Annotated in this window: 15 protein-coding genes; 7 read left to right on the forward strand and 8 right to left on the reverse strand. The window is 54.5% G+C overall.

Going from position 1 to position 17,809, the window contains the following annotated elements; genetic code table 11:
* Nucleotides 1–30: 30 nt before the first annotated feature.
* Nucleotides 31–684 (reverse strand): TetR/AcrR family transcriptional regulator, encoded by a 654-nt coding sequence (locus AC6CHQ_RS12060; RefSeq protein ID WP_498081636.1) that lies wholly within the window; start codon nucleotides 682–684, stop codon nucleotides 31–33.
* Between the two features lie 198 nt (nucleotides 685–882).
* On the opposite strand from AC6CHQ_RS12060, the gene AC6CHQ_RS12065 reads away from it, so the two are divergent.
* The 3 genes from AC6CHQ_RS12065 (at nucleotide 883) to AC6CHQ_RS12075 (ending at nucleotide 5,559) form a co-directional block, all read left to right on the forward strand.
* On the forward strand, nucleotides 883–2,421 hold the full coding sequence (locus tag AC6CHQ_RS12065) for a BCCT family transporter (RefSeq protein WP_498081637.1): 1,539 nt from the start codon (nucleotides 883–885) through the stop codon (nucleotides 2,419–2,421).
* A gap of 3 nt (nucleotides 2,422–2,424) precedes the next feature.
* Nucleotides 2,425–4,473, forward strand: a complete 2,049-nt coding sequence (locus AC6CHQ_RS12070) for a CocE/NonD family hydrolase (protein ID WP_498081638.1) — start codon at nucleotides 2,425–2,427, stop codon at nucleotides 4,471–4,473.
* A 180-nt stretch (nucleotides 4,474–4,653) separates the two neighbouring features.
* Nucleotides 4,654–5,559 (forward strand): protein-ADP-ribose hydrolase, encoded by a 906-nt coding sequence (locus AC6CHQ_RS12075; RefSeq protein WP_092054881.1) that lies wholly within the window; start codon nucleotides 4,654–4,656, stop codon nucleotides 5,557–5,559.
* A gap of 32 nt (nucleotides 5,560–5,591) precedes the next feature.
* Here AC6CHQ_RS12075 and AC6CHQ_RS12080 read toward each other — a convergent pair whose 3' ends face one another.
* Nucleotides 5,592–6,212: an RraA family protein gene (locus AC6CHQ_RS12080; protein WP_251239641.1), complete on the reverse strand. Its 621-nt coding sequence runs from the start codon at nucleotides 6,210–6,212 to the stop codon at nucleotides 5,592–5,594.
* 172 nt (nucleotides 6,213–6,384) lie between these two features.
* Between AC6CHQ_RS12080 and AC6CHQ_RS12085 the strand changes: the two genes are divergently transcribed.
* Nucleotides 6,385–6,951: an NADPH-dependent FMN reductase gene (locus AC6CHQ_RS12085; RefSeq protein WP_251239640.1), complete on the forward strand. Its 567-nt coding sequence runs from the start codon at nucleotides 6,385–6,387 to the stop codon at nucleotides 6,949–6,951.
* A 63-nt stretch (nucleotides 6,952–7,014) separates the two neighbouring features.
* Here the strand turns inward: AC6CHQ_RS12085 and ytvA are convergent, their stop codons facing one another.
* From ytvA to AC6CHQ_RS12100, 3 genes are all read right to left on the reverse strand, one after another.
* Nucleotides 7,015–7,794 (reverse strand): YtvA family blue-light photoreceptor, encoded by a 780-nt coding sequence (gene ytvA / locus AC6CHQ_RS12090; protein WP_251239639.1) that lies wholly within the window; start codon nucleotides 7,792–7,794, stop codon nucleotides 7,015–7,017.
* A 206-nt stretch (nucleotides 7,795–8,000) separates the two neighbouring features.
* Nucleotides 8,001–9,452: an SLC13 family permease gene (locus AC6CHQ_RS12095; protein WP_251239638.1), complete on the reverse strand. Its 1,452-nt coding sequence runs from the start codon at nucleotides 9,450–9,452 to the stop codon at nucleotides 8,001–8,003.
* Nucleotides 9,449–10,636, reverse strand: coding sequence for a glycerate kinase family protein (locus AC6CHQ_RS12100; RefSeq protein WP_251239637.1), 1,188 nt, complete (start codon nucleotides 10,634–10,636; stop codon nucleotides 9,449–9,451). The genes AC6CHQ_RS12095 and AC6CHQ_RS12100 overlap by 4 nt, the downstream gene beginning before the upstream one ends.
* Nucleotides 10,637–11,084: 448 nt before the next feature.
* On the opposite strand from AC6CHQ_RS12100, the gene AC6CHQ_RS12105 reads away from it, so the two are divergent.
* Complete coding sequence (locus AC6CHQ_RS12105) at nucleotides 11,085–11,876, forward strand: HAD family hydrolase (RefSeq protein WP_251239636.1); 792 nt, start codon at nucleotides 11,085–11,087, stop codon at nucleotides 11,874–11,876.
* 352 nt (nucleotides 11,877–12,228) lie between these two features.
* Here the strand turns inward: AC6CHQ_RS12105 and serA are convergent, their stop codons facing one another.
* Together serA and AC6CHQ_RS12115 are read right to left on the reverse strand one after the other, a co-directional pair.
* A complete protein-coding gene (gene serA / locus AC6CHQ_RS12110) occupies nucleotides 12,229–13,848 on the reverse strand; it encodes a phosphoglycerate dehydrogenase (protein ID WP_251239635.1) in 1,620 nt (539 codons plus the stop codon).
* Nucleotides 13,848–15,008, reverse strand: coding sequence for a pyridoxal-phosphate-dependent aminotransferase family protein (locus tag AC6CHQ_RS12115; RefSeq protein ID WP_092054854.1), 1,161 nt, complete (start codon nucleotides 15,006–15,008; stop codon nucleotides 13,848–13,850). The genes serA and AC6CHQ_RS12115 overlap by 1 nt, the downstream gene beginning before the upstream one ends.
* A gap of 580 nt (nucleotides 15,009–15,588) precedes the next feature.
* Between AC6CHQ_RS12115 and AC6CHQ_RS12120 the strand changes: the two genes are divergently transcribed.
* Complete coding sequence (locus tag AC6CHQ_RS12120; protein WP_251239634.1) at nucleotides 15,589–16,209, forward strand: hypothetical protein; 621 nt, start codon at nucleotides 15,589–15,591, stop codon at nucleotides 16,207–16,209.
* Between the two features lie 55 nt (nucleotides 16,210–16,264).
* Here the strand turns inward: AC6CHQ_RS12120 and AC6CHQ_RS12125 are convergent, their stop codons facing one another.
* Nucleotides 16,265–16,765: a TspO/MBR family protein gene (locus AC6CHQ_RS12125; RefSeq protein ID WP_092054848.1), complete on the reverse strand. Its 501-nt coding sequence runs from the start codon at nucleotides 16,763–16,765 to the stop codon at nucleotides 16,265–16,267.
* Nucleotides 16,766–16,928: 163 nt separating this feature from the next.
* On the opposite strand from AC6CHQ_RS12125, the gene AC6CHQ_RS12130 reads away from it, so the two are divergent.
* Nucleotides 16,929–17,777 (forward strand): STAS domain-containing protein, encoded by an 849-nt coding sequence (locus AC6CHQ_RS12130; protein ID WP_092054845.1) that lies wholly within the window; start codon nucleotides 16,929–16,931, stop codon nucleotides 17,775–17,777.
* The last annotated feature ends 32 nt before the right edge of the window (nucleotides 17,778–17,809 follow it).

Here is a 17,809-nt window from a genome sequence, read left to right on the forward strand (position 1 = left end):
AAATGCCGGGTCGGGCGTATTAACGCTCAATTATAAGCGGGCGTCCTCGATGACTTCGCGAACATATTTCATCGTATTCTCTTCCGCTTCCCCAATATCGTAGTCAAGACGGTTATTGAGGATGTTCGTCATCATGCCCTGCCAGATGAGGTTCGTCTTTTCATTGACCGGATTCATCTGTTCAATCTGAATCTGGCCTTCCTCGGCGGCCATCTGAAGCATGGATTTCCCCCGTTTCATTACGCTCCGTTCAAACAGGGTGGGCTGGAGTTCGTCTGGGACATTGACCAGTTCTGCCGGGTAAACCTCATAATAACGCTGCATGAGTTTTTCCGGCTGGTCACCGAGGTCCATGATAAAGACCGCATTGAAAAGTTTGGGCGACCTGAACGAATGGCGGATAAAGCTTTCCCAGGCAATGACATACTTGTCGAGGGGCGTTTCACCGTCTTCCATCCGGGCGGTCACTTCGTCGATATAACCGCCCAAAAGCCGCATCGCTGCGAAGAACTTCAGATGGGACAGTTCGCTGAAATAGTTATAGAGAGTGGCACTATTATAACCGGCGCGGTCCGCCACTTTGCGGATCGTCACTTTGTCGATTCCTTCTTCATGGATGATTTCCACTGTCGCTTCAATGAAATACTTCCACATCCGGCTCTTCTGCAGTTGCTTGTTTGTCATACCGGACAGGCACCTCCGTCTTCAGATAAATATAGAAAGCGCTTTTGCAAACTACTTTATCATATGTTAGCATAATCAATGTTATAAAAATAATCATGATTACTTTATATATCATGATTGTAATTCTTTCTGATTGCAAGTGTGACTTCACATGCATATCGGCAATTGGATACCTAAAAACATTTGAGAGGTGATTGGGTGCAGAATGCACGGATAGATTCCTTTATCTTCTGGTTTGCGATTATTGTGGTCCTGTTGGCCACGGTGTCTCTGGTGATCTTCCGCGAAAGCGCAGAACCGGTACTTGATCAGATCATGACCGGCATCACATTTAAAATGGATTGGGCTTGGCAGTTTCTAACGATCGGCCTGTTTGTATTATTAATCTGGCTGGCATTCAGCCGTTTCGGCAAGATTCGGCTGGGTGAAGGAAAGCCGGAATTCTCGACATTCAGCTGGGGCACGATGCTGTTCACGGCGGGGATGGGGACAAGTATCATGTATTGGTCCATGGTAGAGCCGCTCTACTACTACTCGGGACCCCCATTCGGAATTGAACCCGGCAGCCAGGCGGCAGCGGAGTGGTCGCTGACATACGCGCTCTTCCATTGGGGAATTTCCGCATGGTCCTTGTACGCATTCCCGACAGTTGTCATTGCCTATTCCTATTTCATCAGGAAACAGCCTTCCCTCAAGATGAGTGTGGCGCTGCGCGGCGCGCTAGGAAAATACGCAGACGGTTGGCTGGGCAAGGTGATCGATATTCTCGTGATCTGGAGCCTGATCGGAGGACTGGGAACGACGCTGGGCCTAGGCGTGCCGATGGTCTCGCAGGTTGTCGCCCGTGTATTCGGGCTTGAGCCGTCACTGATGCTGGATGCCATCCTGGTCATTCTGATCACGGTTGTTTACTCGGCAAGTGCGTATGTCGGTCTTCACAAGGGGATTCGCCGGCTGAGTGACCTGAACGTCTATTTGGCACTGGCACTGGCGATTTTCGTGCTCATTGCCGGTCCCACGCTGTTCATCCTGACTTACTTCACGAACAGCTTCGGCATGATGATCCAGAACTTCGCCATGATGAGCTTTTACACGGACCCGATCGCGCAGGGCGGATTCCCGCAGGCGTGGACAGTCTTTTACTGGGCCTGGTTTGCGGCTACGGCGCCGTTCATGGGGCTGTTTGTTGCGCGGATATCCAGAGGCCGGACCATCCGCCAACTGATCATGCACATGCTCCTTTGGGGGTCGGTCGGAGCCTGGATTTACTTTATGGTGTTTGGCGGCTACTCGATGAATGCCGAATTGACCGGCAAGGTGAACCTGACCGAAATTCTTGCAGACAAGGGCGGCGACGCGGCGGTTGTAGAGATTCTGAGTTCATTGCCGCTTAGTGCCATCGTCCTGCCGTTCTTTATCGTCCTCGCCGTGATTTTCCTGTCGACATCATTGGACTCGGCAACGTATGTCCTTGCTGCCATCGCAACGAAAGAGATGCGACCTGGGCAGGAACCGGCCCGCTGGCACCGGATGATCTGGGGCGGCGTGCTTGCGGTAATGGGAATTTCTCTTCTTCTTGTCGGCGGCCTCAGGGTTGTCCAGACATCGGCCGTCATCGTGTCGATCCCGATCTTCCTGTTCTACCTTCTGCTGATTGTTTCGTTGATCAGATGGCTCAAGAAGGACTTCCCAAAAAAATCAGGGTTTGTAATCACTCAGGCTTCCAAGGAGGAATAACCGTTGGTATTTAACGTACGAGAAACAAACCGATCTGTTCGGGATGATTTTCCGCATAAAGTGAAAGAACTGAACAACATCTGGATTCCCATGTCGGACGGAACAAAGCTGTCCGCCAAGATCTGGCTTCCGGAAGACGCAAAGGAAAATCCGGTTCCGGCAATTCTTGAATATCTGCCGTACAGGAAAAACGAATTTACGGCACTGCGCGACTCACTCCGGCACCCGTATTTTGCCGGACACGGATACGCGAGCATCCGGGTCGACATCCGCGGGACCGGAGATTCGGACGGCATCCTGTATGACGAATATCTGAAGCAGGAGCAGGATGACGCACTGGAAGTCCTGGAATGGATCGAACAGCAGCCGTGGTCGACGGGAAGTGTCGGCATGATCGGCAAGTCATGGGGCGGCTTTAACGGGCTGCAGGTCGCAGCGCGCCGGCCAAAACAGCTAAAGACGATCATCACACTCTGCTCGACCGACGACCGTTACGCGGACGATGTCCATTACAAGGGAGGCGCCATGCTTGCATCAGATATGCTCTGGTGGTCTTCGACGATGTTCGCCTACAACGCGCGTCCCGCGGATCCGGAAGTGGTCGGCGACGCATGGCGGGAAATGTGGCTGAACCGAATGGAAAACACACCTCCTTACGTCGTGGAATGGGTCCGTCACCAGCGCCGCGACGCCTACTGGAAGCACGGCTCAGTCAATGAGGACTATAAGGCAATTGAAATCCCTGTCTTTGCAGTCGGCGGATGGGCGGACGGCTACCCGAATGCCATCCCGAGAATGCTGGAAAATCTGGACGTCCCGCGCAAGGGCCTCATCGGGCCATGGGCGCATGAGTATCCGGAAATGGCGGTGCCCGGCCCTCAGATCGGTTTCCTGCAGGAATGCCTGCGCTGGTGGAATCAGTGGCTGAAGGGGGAGGACACGGGCATCATGGAAGAGCCGATGCTCAGGGCTTACCTTCAGGACAGTGTGCCGCCTCAGACAAGCTACGACTACCGTCCGGGTCACTGGGTCGCAGAAAAACAATGGCCGCCGGCAGCGATCAAGGACCAGCGCCTTTACCTGGGTGAAAACAAGCTCGCAGCAAAGCCTGCGGGCGGCGATGCCATCCAGGTCGGAAGCGTCCAGCAGCACGGGCTGCACGCGGGTGTCTACTGTCCGTTCGGCCAGCCTGGAGATCTGCCGGCAGACCAGCGGAATGAAAACGGATATGCCGTCGTCTTTGAATCGGAACCGGTCGAACATGACACGCCGATTCTTGGGCACCCGACTTTCAGCGTGGAACTGTCTTCCGACAAAACGCATGCATTGATTGCGGTCCGCCTGAATGATGTCGCACCGGACGGTTCTTCCACCCGGGTGACTTGGGGGATGCTGAACCTGTCCCATCGTGACAGCGATGAATTCCCTGAAGCGCTCGAGCCGGGCAAGACATATACGGTTGACGTGAAGATGGATGTGATCGGCTATACACTGGCAGAAGGGCATCAGTGGCAGCTTGCCATTTCACCGAACTACTGGCCGCATGCATGGCCGGTGCCGGAAGAAGCGACACTCACCGTCTATCCTTCCGAGAACACATACCTATCTTTGCCGATTCGCGGAGAAAAGGAGATCGACGCGGAGCTGAAGCCATTCGCGCCTGCCGAAACCGCTCCTGTCCTGACGAAAGACATCCTCCGGGAGGCCGGTCGGACACGCGAGATCAAGCATGATGTGGTCACGGACATCTGGACGCTGGATGACTTCTCCGATGAAGGTGCCCGCCGCCTGCATGTCAACGGACTGGAATACGGTAGCACGAACCGTAACGTTTATACGATCAGAGGCGGAGACCCGCTTAGCGCCAGGGTCGAATGCGACTGGACGCTGGATGTCGGCCGGGGAGACTGGCAGACCCATCTGGTTACGAAAAGCGTTATGACCGCTGACGAGAAAAACTACTACCTGACGAACCGCCTGACTGCCTATGAAGGTGACAAGGAAGTATTCGACAAAACGTGGGAAGCAGAAATTCCACGTGACTTTACTTAAAAGAACACGAAGAAGCGCCCGATCCGGATTTTCCGGGTCGGGCGTATTTTGTTGTCTGATCCTGCACCTTGTCGTCGTTCCGTGAAGATTTATGCTGCACGATGGCAGGAAAAAGCCGGACGGGTCTGGAAGTGAAGAGGAGAAGAGAAAGAACCATAGTTACGGAAGAGAGCTGATCAAATGGGACAACTGGCTATAGAAGAGTACGGCCCGGCCATCCACCTGAATGAACGGATCATCCCGATCGATCCGCTCAACCCGCTGGAGCGCGTCAGAGTCACGGAAGGCCTGATCGATACACTGCTTGGTGAGCCCGAAATGCCGGAAGGGGCAGAAATTCCGGAATCCTACGATGAGAAACGGAAGCTTCTCCGTGGGCTTCTGAACATCCGTCCTCCGTATCCGATGGAGCCGGACTTCCTGAACAGTCTCGACGCTTTGCTGCAACTGGAGCTGAGGGAAAAGGGCGTGGTCGCGGAAACGGCGCTGGGGACAGCGGCGGAACAATTCCCGGGGACACCTGTCTCACATGCCGGACAGATGGCGCTGTGGCGGGGAGATATTACACGTATCGGCACCGATGCTATCGTCAACGCGGCGAATGAGCAGCTTTTGGGATGCTGGCAACCGCTCCATGAATGCATCGATAACGCGATTCATTCCGCGGCAGGGCCGGAACTGCGGGAGGATTGCAATACCATATTGGCAATGCAGCGGCAACCGGAGCAAACAGGAAGTGCCAAAGTGACGCGGGGTTATAATCTGCCTTCGAAATTTGTCCTTCATACAGTCGGGCCGATTATTGATGGCGGCAGGACACCGACTGGGGAAGAAAGGAACCGGCTTGCTTCCTGCTATGTATCCTGCCTGGAGGCAGCTGCCGAAGTGGAGGAGATCAAGACAATCACTTTCTGCGCGATTTCAACAGGCGAATTCGGCTACCCGAAAAAAGAAGCCGCGAATGTGGCAGTGGAGACGGTGAATGGATGGCTCGACGACCATCCGGATCGGTTCACCAAAATCGTTTTCAACGTTTTTGGTGATGAAGACGAGGCTGCATATAAAGATGTGTTCGGAGTAAAATAATAGCTGTGCGGCATTCATGCCGCACAGCTGCTTTATTTGGAGGACACTTTGTCGAGGTAGCGGCGGACCGCATCGATATCGCCTGCGACTTCCCGTTCGCGTGCCTCGTCTTTTTCCAATTTGGAGAGGGCTTTCTGCAAAACCTCCTGTTCCTGTTCACGCGGAACGACGGTCACACCGTCCGCGTCACCGATGATAAGGTCTCCGGGACGGACGGTCACGCCGCCGCATGAAATCGGAACATTCACTTCACCGGCACCTGTCTTGCTGCTTGCCGCAATGGTCGTTCCGCGTACAAAAACGGGGAAGCCAAGCGCCTTGATATCACGGACATCGCGGATGGCACCGTCGACGACAAGTCCCGCAAGGCCAAGTGTCTGCATCATCCCGACGACAAAATCCCCTGCCACAGCCTTCGTCAGGTCCCCTTTAGCATCCACTACAAGCACATCACCGGGGCTTGCCGTCCGCATCGCCCTTAGCATAGCAGGGTTGTCGCCTCCGGGCAGCTTCACCGTGACGGCGCGTCCCGCAATCCGGTATTCCTCCTGGAGCGGCTTGATCATAGAGTCCATATTGTTCAGCCCGCCGGTTGCATCCGAAACCGCTGTAGTCGGGACGCTTGCATAACGGGCAATCAGTTCTTCTGACATGGCATTCGCCTCCAAAACTAAGTTGATTTCATCCTATCAAACTCGATTGGTTTGTCAAAATAATTAAATATCGAAGAGAAAGATGGAATTCGAGGTAAAAAGTCTTGATTCCGAGATGAAACCAATGTATAGTTAGTAACGTAAAGTAACCACAACAAGGAGGCCAAACATCATGGCAGAAAAACTCAACATCGGTATCATTCTCGGATCGACACGTGAAGGCCGCGTAAGCCCGCAGGTCGGTCAATGGGTCAAAGGAATCGCGGACGGCCGCGGCGACGCTAACTACGAAATCGTGGACATCGCTGACTTCCAGCTTCCGTTCCTCGGCACAACTGACGGTTCGGAACCAGGAATCGCGCAATGGAACGAAAAGCTTGCAAGCCTCGACGGCTTCGTCTTCGTCGTTCAGGAATACAACCACAGCATCAGCGGCGCTCTGAAAAACGCAATCGACTTCGCACGCGAAGCTTGGTACGACAAAGCTGCAGGAATCGTGAGCTACGGTTCAACTGGCGGCGCGCGTGCAGCGGAACACCTCCGCGGCATCCTCGGCGAACTGAAAGTCGCTGACGTCCGTACGCACCCAACGCTTTCGCTCTTCACAGACTTCGAAAACTTCTCCGAGTTCAAGCCGGCTGAACTGCATCTCACAAACGTTACAGCGATGCTTGACGAAGTGAATGCTTGGGCAGGCGCTCTGAAAACAGTCCGTGAAAAACAAGCGGTCAATCAATAATTAAAATCAGCCCCTTCCTGCGGACAATAGTCTGCCGGGAAGGGGCTTTTGTGTGAATTCGTATCAGTTGATGGGACTGGAGGCTTTAGCAGTTTGGACAGCCTGTTTAAATGAGGAGAAAGCAATGAGCGTGTGCTCCGAAGCCGCTTCCGCAGCAATGTCCCGCGCCGCTTTGGGCGTAATGCCGGTGACGAGCAGCCGGCACCCCATCAGTCTCAGGACGTCCTGGATGTGGAGCAAGTTAAACACAGGTGTAGCCTCGTCCCAGTACAGGCCCGAGATATCGATGATTACCGTGTGGGATTGGTTTTGCTGCACGTATTCGCTGATTTTGACCGTCAGACGGCGATAGCGCTCGATATCCATTTCCCCGTTCAGGGAAATGGCAGCGATGCCGTCATCAATTTCAAGAACCGGAAGCGACAGACGTTCAATTTCACGCTCTTTTGCTTCCAGACATTTTCGCTGATTCACTTCGACGGTGACATCTGTTTGGGTACCGATGAAAAACAAGCGGCCTCCCGCCCTGACCGGTTCGATATTGACACGGTTCCAGAAGGGGGTGCCGTCTTTTTTATAGTTTTTCAAAGTGACGGTTACGGATGATTCCCGGCTGATCGCATCCCGCATTTTTTTTACATCTTTCGGGTCGGTATCTGCTCCCTGAAGGAATCGGCAGTTGTGGCCGATCGTTTCTTCAGGGGTATATCCGGTCAGTGTCTCGAATGTTTGGTTGGCGTAGATGACCGGATGATCTTCCTGTGATGGATCGGTAAAAAGTGCGGCAGTCCGGCTGCCGTCCAGCATCGCTTCAAGGAGAGTGATCTGGGTTTCCTGGTCCATTTTGTTGATGAGGCATCCCTCCTGAAAATCAGTCTATGTTCTGTGGCTAATCGTAGCATAGTTCGGCAGAGAACTCAGGTAATATTGAAATTCTCTGAAATTCATATTAATAAAACACCATGATATATTCGGGAAAGTTGAATTGAAGGTATCCATCCGACAGGAAAGAAGCATGCATCCGGACTCGGTACGCATGCTTCTTTTACTTATAATCTGAGCCCTGTCCAGTTCCAGTAGGTAAAGTAGAACAGGACCATAAGCGCAATATAGGCTGGTGCAAGAAGACAGCTGAGCTTGGCCAGGTCCTTGGCGCTGAATGACGCATCCCCTTCCTCATAGAACAACAGCAAAGCTTTGGAGCTGACTGGCATGGTCAGGCAATAGTTCATGCCCACAAGTCCCAGGAACACGGCCGCTGCCGGATCCGCGCCGATGCTGCGTGCAAACAGGATCAGCGTCGGCACCAGCACGACGGCCCGGGTCGTATGAGAGGTGATGTAAAGGTGGCTCGTCACCGATACTGCGGCGAGCACGAGGACCAGCAGCCACTCCGGGGCCACACCGGCTGCCATAAGCAGGCCGGAAAGCTTCTCTTCGGCGACATCGATGACTCCGGTGTCGATCAGAGCCGTTCCGAGCGCGGTTGCCGCGGCAACAAAAAGAATCAGGTTCCAGGAAACCGAACGGATGCCGTCTTTAAAAGACAGGATGCCAAACCGGGGCATCATCGCCACAGCGGCTCCCGCCATTGTCACAAACGCAATGCCGTAGCCATGGAAGCTGTCCGTCATCCAGCCGATCAGCATCAGGGAAATAAGCAGGAGCGTCCTTTTTTCCGGAATACTCATTTCTTGAGGAGTCGGTGCTGATTCCGGAGTATCTTCGCGGATAACGGTGTCCGATTCCCCTTTCGGCCACATCGTCAGCCGGATGGCCAGCACAGTGATCCATGTAGCCGCGACGGCGAACGGAATGCCCCAGACAAGCCAGCGGACAAATGAAATTGACTGGCCGGCCGTGGTCTCGAGCAGTCCGATTCCGATCAGGTGGGAGCCTGCTCCGAGGATGGTGGCCGAGGTGCTCATGAGAATCACGGCAGGGGCGAGAACCGAGAGCACCTGCTGTTCGCGGGATGAAAATCTGCTTCCCAGCTGTTGGAGTACGGGTTTGGCCAGCGCGGCCCTGCCGGATGTAGACGGGATAAAGAAGGCTGTCGTGAACAGCAGTGCGGCAATCGCATCAACGAGCCTTCCTTTTGTGCTGAAGCGGCTGAGGGCAAGTCCGGTCAGCCGGCCTGCAAGTCCGGACCGCGCAAAGGCCTCACCGAGGACGAATGCGCCGATCATCAGCCAGACGACGGGTTCGGCCATCGATCGGTAAAGGAGTTCTGGTTCTGCTGCCCGCATCAGAATGATGAACAGGATGAGGGCAAGTGCCACGTAGCCGGCGGGAAGCCGGGTGCCGGCCCACAGGGTCATCGCCGACAAAAAGGCGAAAAGTGCGATTTTGCCGTCATAACCGAGGCTGCCAGCAGGAAGAAGAAGCGCTGCATAAATGAAGTGGAGCCCGGCCACAGCGAGCACCGGCTTCGGAATCTTACCGAAAATCTGCAGAGCCCGTGGCCTGGTTCTGCCGTGGAATTCCGCTCGGGTTGTCATAGGGCAGCCGTCCCAGGTTCGATCCGGGTGCGTTCCGCGATTGCAAGGCCGATGAATATCTGGCGGAGCACACACTCGGTCGTATCCTCGATCCACATTGGGGCTTTCCGGATCGATTTCTCCAGGGTTGCCGGCTTTTGGATGATGCTCATATAAGCATCGATGCCTGCATGGTAGTTCTGGTCTGCTCCCTTGCCGATCGTACCGGCAATCGCCACAACCGGGATGTTATGCTGTTTCGCGATCCGGGCGACTTCTGCAGGAATCTTGCCGTCGGGCGTCTGGAAGTCAAGACTGCCTTCGGCGGTGATGACGACGTCCGCGCCGGCAATGACGTCTTCCATCCGAATATAATCACGGATGATGTCGAAGCGGGAATGCAGATGTGCACCGGTGAAGGCAGCAAGGCCGGCACCGAGTCCGCCTGAAGCACCGCTTCCCGGCTTGAAACGAACATCAGTGCCGAGTGCATCCATGATCATTGATGCATAGTGTTCGAGCGCCGCGGCCAGGTGCTCGACCTGATCGGGCGTAGCGCCTTTTTGCGGACCGAACACCCGGGCGACACCTCGGCCGCCGCAAAGGATGTTTTTATGGTTGCATGCCACGTCGATTGTGACGTGCTTCAGGCGGGGATCGAGGCCGGAGACATCGATCAGTTCTGCGCGGTGAAGTTCGCCGCCGCCGGTGACTTGCACCGGATGTCCCAGGCTGTCGATAAAACGTACTCCGAGCGCCTGTGCCATTCCGGCGCCTCCGTCAGATGTACCGGAATCTCCGCATCCGATCAGAATGCGATCCGCTCCTGCATCCAAAGCGGAGCGGATCAATTCCCCGACCCCGTAGGTTGTCGTATGCAACGGATTTCTCAGATCACGGGGAACAAGGGAAAGCCCGGCCACAGCTGCCATTTCAATGACTGCAGTCCGAACACCGTTTTCGGTGAAGAGTCCGAAATGGCTCATCACCGGCTCCCCGACAGGCCCGGTCACCTCCAGGTGTATGAGTTGCCCGTCTTTCAGTTTCGTGATGGCCTTCGCGAACCCTTCGCCGCCATCGATCATCGGCAGCATCTCCACCTGGATCTTATTACCGAGCCGGCCGGCACCTCTCGCCATCGCTTCCGCCACTTGTTCCGCGTCCAGGCATTCTTTGAATCCTGATGGCACCATAACTATTTTCATATTGATTTCCTCCCGGTTTGTTTTCGTATTATCGCTACTTTATCCACCGGAAGGGAAAATCTACTGAGAGAATCATGAGGAAATGATGAGAAGGATAAAAATGGGGCAAAAGCCCGGAGGGAAGGAGTTCATTTATTGTGGAATCCTTAGCATGAAGGGACGAAAGTGGTGGAGTGGCCGGATTCACCGCAGGGGGGGCGGGGCGGCTTGGTGTACTTTCGGGAAGCTTTGATGTACTTTCGAGGCTGTATTGTGTACTTTCGTGCCACTTACGTGTACTTTCGTGCCACTTACGTGTACTTTCGCGTGACTTTACTGTACTTTCGCCCGAAATCGCCCAACGCCCGCCGAATTGGGACGGTCAAGCCGTACGGAACATTCTAATATTTCCGGCGGGTTTCCCGGAATTCCGTTATAATGGGAAGTAGTTGAGAGGAGGCCGATCCCCATGATCCGCACGATTATTTTCGACTTGGACGATACTATCCTGTGGGACAAGAAAAGCATCCAGACGGCGTTCGATCGCACCTGCGAATTCGCCGGGGAAAGAGCCAAGGTCAATCCGAAGCAGTTGGAGGAAAAGGTGCGCGAAGCCGCACGCGAACTCTATGCCTCGTACGATACATATGAGTTCACGCAAATGATCGGCATCAATCCGTTCGAGGGCCTATGGGGTTCCTTCGAGGATGAGGGCGATGATTTCCGGCGCATGCGCGACATCATCCGCACATACCAGAAAGATACCTGGACGAAAGGGCTTAAAAAAGTAGGGGTCGAGGACTATGAGCTGGCGAACGAATTGGTCGCGAAGTTTATTTCGGAACGCCGCAAAGCCCCGTTCGTGTTCGATGAATCGTTCGAGGTACTGGAAGCGCTGAAAAAAGAGCATCGTCTCGTACTTCTGACAAATGGCGCGCCGAGCCTCCAGAACGAGAAACTTGCGATTACGCCGGAAATCTCGCCGTACTTCGACCTGATCGTCATTTCGGGCGACTTTGGACGAGGAAAGCCGGACGCTTCGATCTTCCATCATGTTCTCGAAAAAACGGATACGCGGGCTGAAGAGGCGCTCATGGTCGGCGACAACCTCATGACCGATATTCTCGGAGCCAGCCGCGCCGGAATCCGCTCCGTATGGCTGAACCGTGAAGGCAGCGCACCGCATCCGGAAGTGAAACCGACCTACGAAATCGATCACCTCGGCAAACTGGCCGATGTAATCACCGATGCAAACAGATAAACAATGAACGGGACCGAAGCCGGTCCCGTTCATTGTTTAGGGCAGAGAGTCATTTCGGCATTCGTGTGTTCAATCTCTTCATTCATCCTTCCAATCTCGTCATTCGCTTCCCGGAAAAGGACGAATGACGAAATCTGGGCGTCGAATGATGAAACTGAGCGCCGGAATGACGAAACCAAGCGGCCGAATGACGAAACCGAAAGAACGCCGGATTACGCAATCATTTGCCGTTGCCAGGCCAAGTCAGTTCGCAAATCATGAAAACAGCCGCCGCTCAAAAACCTGAGCGGCGGCTGTTCTATGGACTTTATCAACAGTTTCCGTTGACGGGAGCCTTCTTTACATTTCTGTATTAAAGGTCAATCGTCCGGACCGCGTGGATGTCTTCGATTTGGAGAAGGCGGTTGACTTCTTCCGGCTTCACTTCGTTATCGACAGTGATCATCATGATCGCGTCTCCGCCTGCCGCGGACCGGCCGACCTGCATGGTGGCGATGTTGATGTTTTCTTGGGCAAGAAGGGTGCCGACGCGGCCGATCGCACCCGGCTGGTCGCGGTGCTTGATCAGAAGCAGGTGGCCTGCAGGCACGACGTCGACGACATAGTCATCGACTTTGACGATGCGTTCCCCGAGTCCGTTGAGCAGGGTTCCCGACACGCTGTGGATTTCATCGCCGGTCTTCATTTCGACGGTGATCAGGTGCTGGAAGCCTTTAGCCTGGGTCGTCTTGTGTTCGGTGACCCCGATGCCGATCGAGTCGGCGAGGAACTTTGCGTTGACGTCGTTTACATGGGTGCCGAGGTTCCGTTTCAGGAGGCCCTTCAGCGCATTGCGCGTTAGCGGGCGGACGTCGAATTCAGCCAGGTCGCCGGCATAGCGTATGTTCACTTCAGTCAGAGGCTTGTCGGCCAGATGCGAGATGAAGGCGCCCAGATCTTCGGCCAGGTCAAAGAACGGCCCGATTTTTGCAAGAACTTCGCGCGACACGGACGGCATGTTGACCGGGTTGCGAACCGGGTTGCCTCCAAAGAAGCGGACCACGTCCCGGCCGACATCGATCGCGACGCTTTCCTGCGCCTCGACGGTGCTTGCACCAAGGTGAGGGGTGGCAATCACCTGCGGCAGATCGAGCAGGCGGTGTCCGGTAAACGGTTCGGTCTCGAAAACGTCGAGCGCGGCTCCCGCGACCTTGCCGGATTCAATCGCATCATAGAGTGCATCCTCGTCGATGATGCCACCCCGTGCGCAGTTGATGATCCGCACACCATCTTTCATCTGTGCAAATCGCTCCGCGTTGATGATATGACGGGTCTCCTTCATGAGCGGCGTGTGGACGGTGATGAAGTCGGCTGCAGCCACAACTTCGTCAAGTGTGCCCGCGGCGATACCCATTTCTTTCGCGCGTTCTTCCGTCAAAAATGGGTCATAGGCGATAACGGTCATGCGCTGGCCTTTTGCACGGCGGGCGACTTCCGCCCCGATCCGGCCAAGGCCGACGATGCCGAGGGTCTTTTCCTTCAGTTCGACACCGACGAACTTTTTCCGGTCCCATTTTCCTTCCTTCAGCGACATGAAGGCCTGGGGGATGTTCCGGGCGAGGGCGGTCATCATGGCAACGGTATGCTCGGCGGCGGAGTTGGTGTTGCCGTCCGGCGCATTCACGACGATGATCCCGCGCTCCGTGGCTGCTTCAAGGTCAATGTTGTCGACGCCGACACCGGCACGCCCGATGATCTTCAGGTTATCCGCCGCTTCAATCACTTCACGGGTAACCTGAGTCTGGCTGCGGACGAGTAGGGCATCGGCATCTTTTACGGCATGGAGCAATTCCTCGGGTGTCATACCGGTCCGGATATTGAGTTCGACGCCTTCCGCCTCGCGAAGCGGCTGGAGCCCTTCTTCGCTGAGCGGGTCGCTGATGAGGATGACGGCGTTTTTCACTGCGTTTTCCTTTTCGATCGTTGTGTTCATTATTGAGGATCCCCTTTCCCTAGATAAATCTGCTGTGCGGCGGCGACTCCCTTGCCAAGTTCAATGTCTTTGCCGGACTTGAGAATGCCGATTTCGATCAGTGCAAGTGTCTGGAGGATATCGCCCGGCGAGGCATAGCCCATATGTCCGATCCGGAAGATGGCGTCTTTCAGGTGCTCCTGGCCGCCTGCAACAATCAGGTTAAAGTCTTCCTTGAGCACTTTGCGCAGCGCAGCGGCTTCGAAGTCATCAGGCCGGACTGCGGTAACGGTCGGAGAAGCATCTTCATCACTCGCAAGCAGCGGGATGCCGTGTGCCTTGAATGCTGCGCGAGTCATGTCTTTCATCAGGCCATGGCGTGCGATGACCTGATCGAAGCCTTCTTCCTCGATCAGTTGGATCGTCTGTTCCAGGCCGTACAGAAGGGAGGTCGCCGGAGTAAACGGCGTTGAATCCTTTTTCAGGTTATCCCGGTATTTCGTGAAGTCGAGGTAAAAACCGCGGCGGGGATTCGCTTCGATCACTTTCCAGGCGCGCTCGCTGCATGCAGCGAACATGAGACCGCCGGGAAGCATCATTGCTTTCTGGGAGCCGGTGACGAGGATATCGATGCCCCATTGATCCATCTTCGATTCGACGCCGCCGATGCAGGAAACACCGTCGACGATAAACAGCGCATCTGATTCATCCCGCACTGCCTGTGCCAGTTCGGCGACCGGGTTCAGGACGCCCGTTGACGTCTCGCAGAATGTGGCGAAGACCGCTTTGGATTCCGGATTCTTCTTCAGGGCTTCACGGATCTCTTCAGGTTTGACCGAATGTCCCCATTCCGTTTCAATCTCATGGACGGTCACCCCGTAAGCATCGAGGATCTTGACGAACCGCCTGCCGAATGCCCCGGTAACGGCAACGATGACTTCATCACCTTCGCGGACCGTGTTGACCACCGCCGCTTCAAGGCCGGATGTGCCGCTTCCGGCGAAAATCATCACGTCCTGTTCTGTTCCGAACACCTTTTTCAGGCCCGGACGGATACGGCGGATCAGTTCGGCTGTCTCGCTGGCGCGGTGGCCGACCATTGGCTGCGCCATGGAGCGCTGCACACTCGGCGGTATCGGAGTAGGTCCTGGAATACGTAGATACTGTTGGTCTTTCAGCATGTCTGTTTCCTCCTCGGTCAAATCAAAATAAAAAAACCATTCGTCCCCTGCAGTCTGCAAGGGGCGAACGGCTTTTGGCCACGCGGTGCCACCCTTATTCGCCGCCGGAATCCGGCGGCCTTCGTTGACATGGATAACGGCCATGGCCGGACGGGCTTACTCGGTTCAGCCCGCCAACATCAGGAGTGGAACGTCGGGGGAGGGACTGCCGGTTTGCACCAACCACCGGCTCTCTGGGAATCCCGTATCCCTGACGTATGTCTCCTTCGAAATTGTTGGACGATTTCTTAAGTTGTGACTATCATAACACGGCAGAAATGGATGTCAACCCATCATTCGTCTTTGGAGATAATTTTTTTAAATGTGATTTTTTTTGAAAGGGTTTTCAACTTGAAAACCATGGTTTAAAGTATTTTTGGTTTCGAATGTTCGTGTTTTGGTGATTCTTTGATGATTCCCGAGAGTTACCATCATCGGATGTGTACGGATCTGCAACGCTAAATCCATTGGCTTGAATTCCCGTGAAGCGGGAATACCAAGAAAGATAAAAGGATTTTACAGGTGAAAGGAGTTTATCGCGTTGGAAAATGTCATTGTAGGTTATTTTAGTGAAGAACAGGCTGCGCTGGATGCACTGGCTGATTTGGAAAACATGCAGAAATCGGGCGGCGAAACGCAGATCGCACAGGTGGGCATCTTCAAGAAAGACCAGGGGATGATCAGCCTTCGCCGTTCCTTCGGTTCCGGAGCGGAAGCGGACGAGTCGATCATCGGCGGCGTTATCGGAGGAATCACAGGGGTCATCGCAGGACCGATCGGTACGCTGCTCAGTGTCGGGGTCGGGGGTTCGGTAGGCATAGAAGAAAACGCGCCTCACATGATGCCTGATGCCAATCTTTTCTGGTCCATGACACTGCGGATGAAGGACGAGCATATCGCCATCGTCGCGGTTGTTCAGGAATTGGACCAGGCGTCGCTCGATCAGCTGCTTGGGCGTTATACAACTATAACCGAACGCTTCGGGGCGGCGGAAGTCCAGGAAGAGATCGAACATGCGAGAAACCTTCAGGACCGGCTAGAAAAAACGGTCCGTGAAGAATTAACTGCAGATCGATCCGCCCAGCGGGACAAAAGGGTCCAGGATCTGAAAGTGGCCGCAAAAACCGATTTTGCAAACCTGATGGCTGAACGGCAAGGGTGACCGATCAAAATGAAAAATCCGGCGCGCGCCCTGTAAGGCAGCGTGCCGGATTTTCTTAATCCAGATCATTCATTTCCCAGATGGAGGCATTCAGCGCGAGGGCATACAGCACCCAACCCATGTAAGGAACCATGAGCAGTCCGGCAGTGCGGTCTTCCTTGTAAAACTGCTGCGCTGACAGGGCGATGGCGCCAAGAAGGATCGTCATCTCAATCAGTGCTGTCCCGCGGAGCCTCCATTTGAAGAAAAGGAAAGACCAGAGGAAGTTCAGACCAAGCTGGAGGTTATACGAGGGGAAGTCATCCTCCATCCCTTTGTTGGTGCGGCGCATTCCTGCGCGATATCGGGCAATGCCCATTGTCGTGTAAAGAATGTTCCAGGCAACGGGGAAAGTGGCAGGCGGCGGGGCAAATCCGGGTTTATCAAGCTGCTTGAATTTCTTCTGGGCATTCCGGTTGGCCAGCCATCCCGCTGCTGCTCCGCCAAGAACCGGTACGGCGATAGACACCGCCAATCTCTTTCCGTCCATCTTTCCGTCTACTTGAAAAAGTTCCATCAGACCCCTTCTTTCTCGTTTCCTTTACCTCTACCCGACACCGCTTTGCAATATTCGGGAGGAAAATACGATTATCAACCTTTTCTGAAAACAAATGAATTAAATGGTAAACTGAAAGGAACGGGAAGGGGATACGAGTGGAAAAGGGGGAGACTGTTCTGATATGAAGACGGTAAACGATAGGCTCTATGACTATCTGCTGGAAAACGCGGAAAACATGACCGACGAATGGCTGTCAAAACGGGATTTTAAAATTGGGTCCGTTTACTCAGCCGCAGCCGATGATCAAGAGGTCGAGACACTCCGCAAACAGAACCGGCTGACGATCCGTTCCATTGCCACCCGACTGTCCGGTCAGGCGGGCCACTTCGAGGTACTGAAAAAGAAGTGGGCGGAATTGGTGGCGGAAAGCCGCATCCGAAGCAATACGCCCATCCATGAAGTGTTCGATGCGGTCATGAGGTTCCGGACCATCTACTGGACGTATATCGAACGGTTTATCCGCGGGAATAACGATGAGGTCATTCGTGCGGATGTCCTTCGGTGGGGAAGCGGGATGAACGAGGCTTTCGATGAATTGTTCCATGAATTTTCCAGGGCCTATCACGAAATGACAGAAGAGAGACTGATGGCCCAGCAGGCATTGATTAAGGAAATTGGAACACCTGTGATTAAAATTGACAGGGAGCGGGGAATCCTCCCGGTGATCGGTGACATCGACACTGACCGGGCTATGGTACTTAAAACGGCCGTGCCGGAGCGGTGTTCGGAGCTGGACATCATCCACCTGTTCATCGACCTGTCCGGGGTCACCGTCATCGACACGATGGTGGCCCAACAGATGTACGAGCTGACCCAGATTCTCAGCCTGCTCGGCATCCGTTCCACCGTCACCGGTATTCGTCCGGAGATTGCCCAAACTTCCGTCCACTTGGGAATCGACTTTAGCCGGATCCGGACATATGGTTCACTTCGGCAAGCACTGTTGGAAGCAGCGGTGACTGAAGAGTAGGATCCATACATGAAAACGCCGTCGCCAAGGGG

The sequence above is a fragment of the Bhargavaea sp. GQ12 genome, assembly GCF_059758705.1.

What these genes read in the sequence shown, in the direction of transcription:
- AC6CHQ_RS12095 (WP_251239638.1), bottom strand. Translation starts at nt 9,452, where the DNA reads ATGACAACCCGAGCGGAATTCCACGGCAGAACCAGGCCACGGGCTCTG.
- AC6CHQ_RS12130 (WP_092054845.1), top strand. Translation starts at nt 16,929, where the DNA reads ATGAAGACGGTAAACGATAGGCTCTATGACTATCTGCTGGAAAACGCG.
- serA (WP_251239635.1), bottom strand. Translation starts at nt 13,848, where the DNA reads ATGAACACAACGATCGAAAAGGAAAACGCAGTGAAAAACGCCGTCATC.
- AC6CHQ_RS12115 (WP_092054854.1), bottom strand. Translation starts at nt 15,008, where the DNA reads ATGCTGAAAGACCAACAGTATCTACGTATTCCAGGACCTACTCCGATA.
- AC6CHQ_RS12080 (WP_251239641.1), bottom strand. Translation starts at nt 6,212, where the DNA reads ATGTCAGAAGAACTGATTGCCCGTTATGCAAGCGTCCCGACTACAGCG.
- AC6CHQ_RS12060 (WP_498081636.1), bottom strand. Translation starts at nt 684, where the DNA reads ATGACAAACAAGCAACTGCAGAAGAGCCGGATGTGGAAGTATTTCATT.
- AC6CHQ_RS12125 (WP_092054848.1), bottom strand. Translation starts at nt 16,765, where the DNA reads ATGGAACTTTTTCAAGTAGACGGAAAGATGGACGGAAAGAGATTGGCG.
- AC6CHQ_RS12105 (WP_251239636.1), top strand. Translation starts at nt 11,085, where the DNA reads ATGATCCGCACGATTATTTTCGACTTGGACGATACTATCCTGTGGGAC.
- AC6CHQ_RS12075 (WP_092054881.1), top strand. Translation starts at nt 4,654, where the DNA reads ATGGGACAACTGGCTATAGAAGAGTACGGCCCGGCCATCCACCTGAAT.
- AC6CHQ_RS12085 (WP_251239640.1), top strand. Translation starts at nt 6,385, where the DNA reads ATGGCAGAAAAACTCAACATCGGTATCATTCTCGGATCGACACGTGAA.
- AC6CHQ_RS12100 (WP_251239637.1), bottom strand. Translation starts at nt 10,636, where the DNA reads ATGAAAATAGTTATGGTGCCATCAGGATTCAAAGAATGCCTGGACGCG.
- ytvA (WP_251239639.1), bottom strand. Translation starts at nt 7,794, where the DNA reads ATGGACCAGGAAACCCAGATCACTCTCCTTGAAGCGATGCTGGACGGC.